This window comes from Streptacidiphilus pinicola, from assembly GCF_003258295.1.
GTDB lineage: Bacteria > Actinomycetota > Actinomycetes > Streptomycetales > Streptomycetaceae > Streptacidiphilus > Streptacidiphilus pinicola.
Genome location: NZ_QKYN01000234.1, coordinates 1 through 4,712 on the forward strand (window position 1 = coordinate 1; position 4,712 = coordinate 4,712).

Sequence of the window (4,712 nt, forward strand, 5' to 3'; positions counted from 1 at the left end):
CCAGGCAGCGCAGCCTGATGCTGCGCGCGATCAGCAGCCGGGCGGGGGCAACGACCACGCCGACGAAGAGCCACTTGACCACGAACAGCGAGGCCAGGATGACGACGCCGAGGCCGAGCCCCACGCCGACGGCGGCCCGCAGGTCGCGTCCGGCCTTGGGCGCGCCCTTCTGGCCCTTCTTCGCCTTGCCGGGCTGGCCGGGCGTGGTGGCCTGATTCCCCCGGCCACCCTGGGCCGACCGGGGTGCCTGCCCGCCGGGACCACCGGGAGCGCCGTGCGGGGGCAGGCCGGCGCCGGGCCCGTCGCCAGGCGCGCCGGAGCCGCCCGTGGCGGCCTGGGCCCGGCCTCCGGGCTGCTGCTCGGGGGCCGGCGGGACGGGAGGCATGTACTGAGTGTGCGCCATGGCCGGGTCCACGTGCAGACCCTGGGACGGCTCGGCACCGTACGGGCCGTACGAGGCGCCGAACTCGGGACCGTACGGAGGCTGACCGCCGGGCGCGACCGGACCGCCCGGCCCGGGCGGGCCGTATGCGGCCTCCCCGTACGCCGACGCCTGTCCGTACTGCGGCGGATACGGCTGCTGAGCCGGCTGCGACGGGTGGCCGTAGCCGGGCTGCGACCCGTACGGGTCCTGGCCGGGCCCCGCCGCCGGCCCGTGGTCGGTCACGGGCGGCAGCAGCGTGGTGGCCTGGTCGTCAGCGAGCGGCGCCGGTCCCTCCGGCGCCGATCCCTCCAGTGGCAGTCCGTGGCCCTGTGCGTGGGCCCCGGCACCCCTGTCTCCAAGAGTGGGCCCCCAGAAGGAATCGTCGTTCATCAGACCTCGAGCAGCTCGGCTTCCTTGTGCTTGAGCAGCTCGTCCACCTGGGCGACGTAGCGGCTGGTGACGTCGTCGAGCTCCTTCTCGGCGCGGCGCACCTCGTCCTCGCCCGCCTCGCCGTCCTTGACGAGCTTGTCGAGCGTGTCCTTGGCCTTGCGGCGGACGTTGCGGATCGAGATCTTGGCGTCCTCGGCCTTGTTGCGGGCGACCTTGATGTACTCCTTGCGCCGCTCCTCGGTGAGCTGCGGGAAGTTCACGCGGATGATCGATCCGTCGTTGCTCGGGTTGACGCCGAGGTCCGAGTTGCGGATGGCCTCCTCGATCACGCGCAGCGAGCTCTTGTCGAACGGCGAGACGACCGCCATCCGGGGCTCCGGCACCGAGAAGGACGCAAGCTGGTTGATCGGGGTCATCGTGCCGTAGTACTCGGCGACGATCTTGGCGAACATCGCGGGGTGCGCACGACCGGTGCGGATCGCGGCGAAGTCGTCCTTGGCGACGCTGACGGCCTTCTCCATCTTCTCCTCGGCCTCGAGGAGGGTCTCTTCGATCACAATCTGCTCCTGTCCGGGGCGACCCGGTCTCGAACTGCTGGAACTACTTCGCTTCCACCGGGCACGTTCACTGAATGCCGCCCGGTTGTCCATCCCCCGCGAGCGGGAGCGGACGCTCAGGCGTCGGGCGCGTCCGTGCTGATCAACGTCCCGATCTTCTCATTGCGAACCGCCCGGGCGATATTGCCCTCCTTGAGCAGCTCGAACACGCGGATCGGGAGGTCGTTGTCCTTGCAGAGCGTGATCGCGGTGAGGTCGGCGACCTTCAGGTCCCGGGCGATCACCTCGGAGTATTCCAGGGCGTCGAACTTGACGGCCGCCGGGTTGGTGCGCGGGTCCGAGTCGTAGACGCCGTCCACACCGTTCTTGCCCATCAGCAACACCTCGGCGTGGATCTCCAGGGCTCGCTGGACGGCCGTGGTGTCCGTGGAGAAGTAGGGCATGCCCATACCGGCGCCGAAGATCACGACGCGGCCCTTCTCCAGGTGCCGCACCGCGCGCAGCGGCAGGTAGGGCTCGGCGACCTGGCCCATCGTGATCGCGGTCTGGACCCGCGTCTCGATGCCCTCCTTGTTCAGGAAGTCCTGCAGGGCCAGGGAGTTCATCACGGTGCCGAGCATGCCCATGTAGTCCGAGCGGGCCCGGTCCATGCCACGTTGCTGCAGCTCCGCGCCGCGGAAGAAGTTGCCGCCGCCGATGACCACGGCCACCTCGGTGCCGCCGCGCACCACGGTGGCGATCTCCCGGGCGATCGCGTGCACCACGTCCGGGTCGACGCCCAGGCCACCGCCGCCGGCGAAGGCCTCGCCGGAAAGCTTGAGCAGTACGCGGCGACGCGTGGTGCCCTCGTCATCGGTCATCTGCATCGGCTCCTCCTTGTGAAGCACAGCTGGGTATGAGAAAGAGGCCACTGCCGCCGGAACCTGTTCGGTCACCCGCAGGGCAGTGGCCTCCTCGTCGTTCTCACGACTCACATCGTAGGGGCTGGCCGGAGCCGTCCCCGCTGCTCGATCCGGTGGATCAGGCGCCGACGCGGAAGCGGACGAAGCGGACCAGCTTGACGCCGGCCTCGTCCAGGACCTTCTGGACGGTCTTCTTGTTGTCGCGGGCGTAGGCCTGCTCCAGGACCGCGCTCTCCTTGACGAAGCCGGTGACGCGACCCTCGACGATCTTCGGCAGGGCGGCCTCGGGCTTGCCCTCCTCACGCGCGGTGGCCTCGGCGATGCGGCGCTCGTTGTCGAGCACCTCGGCCGGGATCTCCTCACGGGAGAGGTAGGTCGGGCCGAAGGCGGCGATGTGCTGGGCGACGCCCTTGGCGACGTCCTCGTTCTCGGCGTCGAGCTCGACCATGACACCGATGGCCGGCGGGAGGTCCGGGTCGGTGCGGTGCATGTAGACGTTGACGTAGTTGCCGTCGTTGAACTGGGCGAAGCGACGGAAGACGATCTTCTCGCCCAGGCTCGCGTTGGCCTCGTCCACGAACTGCTGGACGGTCTTGCCGGGCTCGATCTCGGCAGCCAGGGCGGCGTCGATGTCGGCCGGGGAGTTCTCGGCGACGAAGGCGGCCAGCTCGTTGGCGACGGCCACGAACTTGTCACCCTTGGCGACGAAGTCGGTCTCGCAGTTCAGCTCGACCAGGACGCCGGAGGTGCCCTCGATCAGGGAGACGACGGCGCCGTTGGAGGCGTCGCGGCCCTCACGCTTGGCCACGCCCTTCTGGCCCTTGATGCGGAGCAGCTCGACAGCCTTCTCGACGTCGCCCTCGGCCTCGTCCAGCGCCTTCTTGCAGTCCATCATCCCGGCGCCGGTGAGCTCGCGGAGCTTCTTGACGTCCGCGGCGGAAAAGTTCGCCATGGTTCCTGAGTCTCTTCTCGCGTTGTCTTGTGAAGTGAGCGAAGAATCGGGGTGGTTCCGTTGGTTCCACCCACGATCCGACACACGGGAGGGGTACGTCGGCGATCGCCGCCGTACCCCTCCCCGGTCAAGCGTTCAGGCGGGTCAGGCCTGCTCGGCCTCGGCGTCGGCGACCTTCTCGGTCTCCGCGGAGGTCTGGACCTCGGCCTCGGCGGCGGGGGCCTCGGCAGCAGCGGCCTCGGCAGCGGGGGCCTCGGCGTCGGCGGCCTTCTTCTCGGCACCGGCGAGCTGCTCGAGCTCCCACTCGGCCAGCGGCTGGTCGGCACCCGACTCGGCCGGCTTGGCGTCGGCCTTGGCGGCACCGGAGCGGGCGATCAGGCCCTCGGCGACGGCGTCGGCGACCACGCGGGTCAGCAGGGTGACGGAGCGGATCGCGTCGTCGTTGCCCGGGATCTTGTAGTCGACCTCGTCCGGGTCGCAGTTGGTGTCGAGGATCGCGACGACCGGGATGTTGAGCTTGCGAGCCTCGCCGACGGCGATGTGCTCCTTCTTGGTGTCGACGATCCACACGGCGGACGGCACGCGCTGCATGTCGCGGATACCGCCGAGGGTCTTCTCGAGCTTCTCGTACTCGCGCTGCAGGACGAGGAGCTCCTTCTTGGTGAGGCCGGAGCCGGCCACATCCGTGAAGTCGATCTCGCTGAGCTCCTTGAGGCGCTGCAGACGCTTGTAGACGGTGGAGAAGTTGGTCAGCATGCCACCGAGCCAGCGCTGGTTGACGTAGGGCATGCCCACGCGACCGGCCTGCTCCGCGATGGCCTCCTGGGCCTGCTTCTTGGTGCCGACGAAGAGGACGGAGCCGCCGTGGGCGACCGTCTCCTTGACGAACTCGTACGCGCGGTCGATGTAGTTCAGCGACTGCAGCAGGTCGATGATGTAGATGCCGTTGCGCTCCGTGAAGATGAAGCGCTTCATCTTCGGGTTCCAACGACGGGTCTGGTGACCGAAGTGGACGCCGCTCTCCAGCAGCTCCCGCATCGTGACGACGGCCATGGCCGTGCTCCTTGAGGTTGCTCGGTTGTTCCGCCGCGGCCGGTGGCCGTGGCGCCTGACGCCCTGCTTCGTGCCGGTTCCTGGGCTCCCACGAGGGGTTCGCCGAGGACCGAGCGGCACTGCGCCGGAGGACCGGCGCTGGGCGTGCGAAGTCGACCCGGCACGCCGGGTCGCGAAAGAAGTGTACGGGACGCGCCGGACACCGGGCGACCTCGCCCGGGGGCGCGCGCTCACTCGAGCGAGTCGCGAGGTTTTCCACAGGGCGCCGGTTGTCCACAACTTGCCCGGACCGGGGCAGGGTTGTCCGGGCGGAGCGCGAGAGTGCGGGCATGACCCGGACCGCGCCCGCCCCCGCCTTCGCTCCCCCACCTCCGCTGCCGCCCCCGCTCCCCGGCGGCCGCCGGGGAGCGGGGGCGGCAGCGGAGGTGGGGGAG

At 69.8% G+C, this 4,712-nt stretch carries 4 protein-coding genes and 1 pseudogene; all 5 read right to left on the reverse strand.

Going from position 1 to position 4,712, the window contains the following annotated elements:
- Positions 1-814, reverse strand: a pseudogene (locus tag DN069_RS41165) (hypothetical protein); the annotation flags it as partial.
- Positions 814-1,371: a ribosome recycling factor gene (frr, locus tag DN069_RS38210; protein ID WP_111507845.1), complete on the reverse strand. Its 558-nt coding sequence runs from the start codon at positions 1,369-1,371 to the stop codon at positions 814-816. The pseudogene DN069_RS41165 and the gene frr, both read right to left, overlap by 1 nt.
- 116 nt (positions 1,372-1,487) lie before the next feature.
- Positions 1,488-2,237 carry a UMP kinase gene (gene pyrH, locus DN069_RS38215; RefSeq protein ID WP_111507846.1) on the reverse strand — a complete coding sequence of 250 codons (750 nt, stop codon included), beginning with the start codon at positions 2,235-2,237 and terminating at the stop codon, positions 1,488-1,490.
- Positions 2,238-2,391: 154 nt separating this feature from the next.
- On the reverse strand, positions 2,392-3,225 hold the full coding sequence (gene tsf / locus DN069_RS38220) for a translation elongation factor Ts (RefSeq protein ID WP_111507847.1): 834 nt from the start codon (positions 3,223-3,225) through the stop codon (positions 2,392-2,394).
- A 144-nt stretch (positions 3,226-3,369) separates the two neighbouring features.
- A complete protein-coding gene (gene rpsB, locus DN069_RS38225) occupies positions 3,370-4,278 on the reverse strand; it encodes a 30S ribosomal protein S2 (RefSeq protein WP_111507848.1) in 909 nt (302 codons plus the stop codon).
- Positions 4,279-4,712 lie beyond the last annotated feature (434 nt).

What these genes read in the sequence shown, in the direction of transcription:
- pyrH (WP_111507846.1), bottom strand. Translation starts at nt 2,237, where the DNA reads ATGCAGATGACCGATGACGAGGGCACCACGCGTCGCCGCGTACTGCTC.
- tsf (WP_111507847.1), bottom strand. Translation starts at nt 3,225, where the DNA reads ATGGCGAACTTTTCCGCCGCGGACGTCAAGAAGCTCCGCGAGCTCACC.
- rpsB (WP_111507848.1), bottom strand. Translation starts at nt 4,278, where the DNA reads ATGGCCGTCGTCACGATGCGGGAGCTGCTGGAGAGCGGCGTCCACTTC.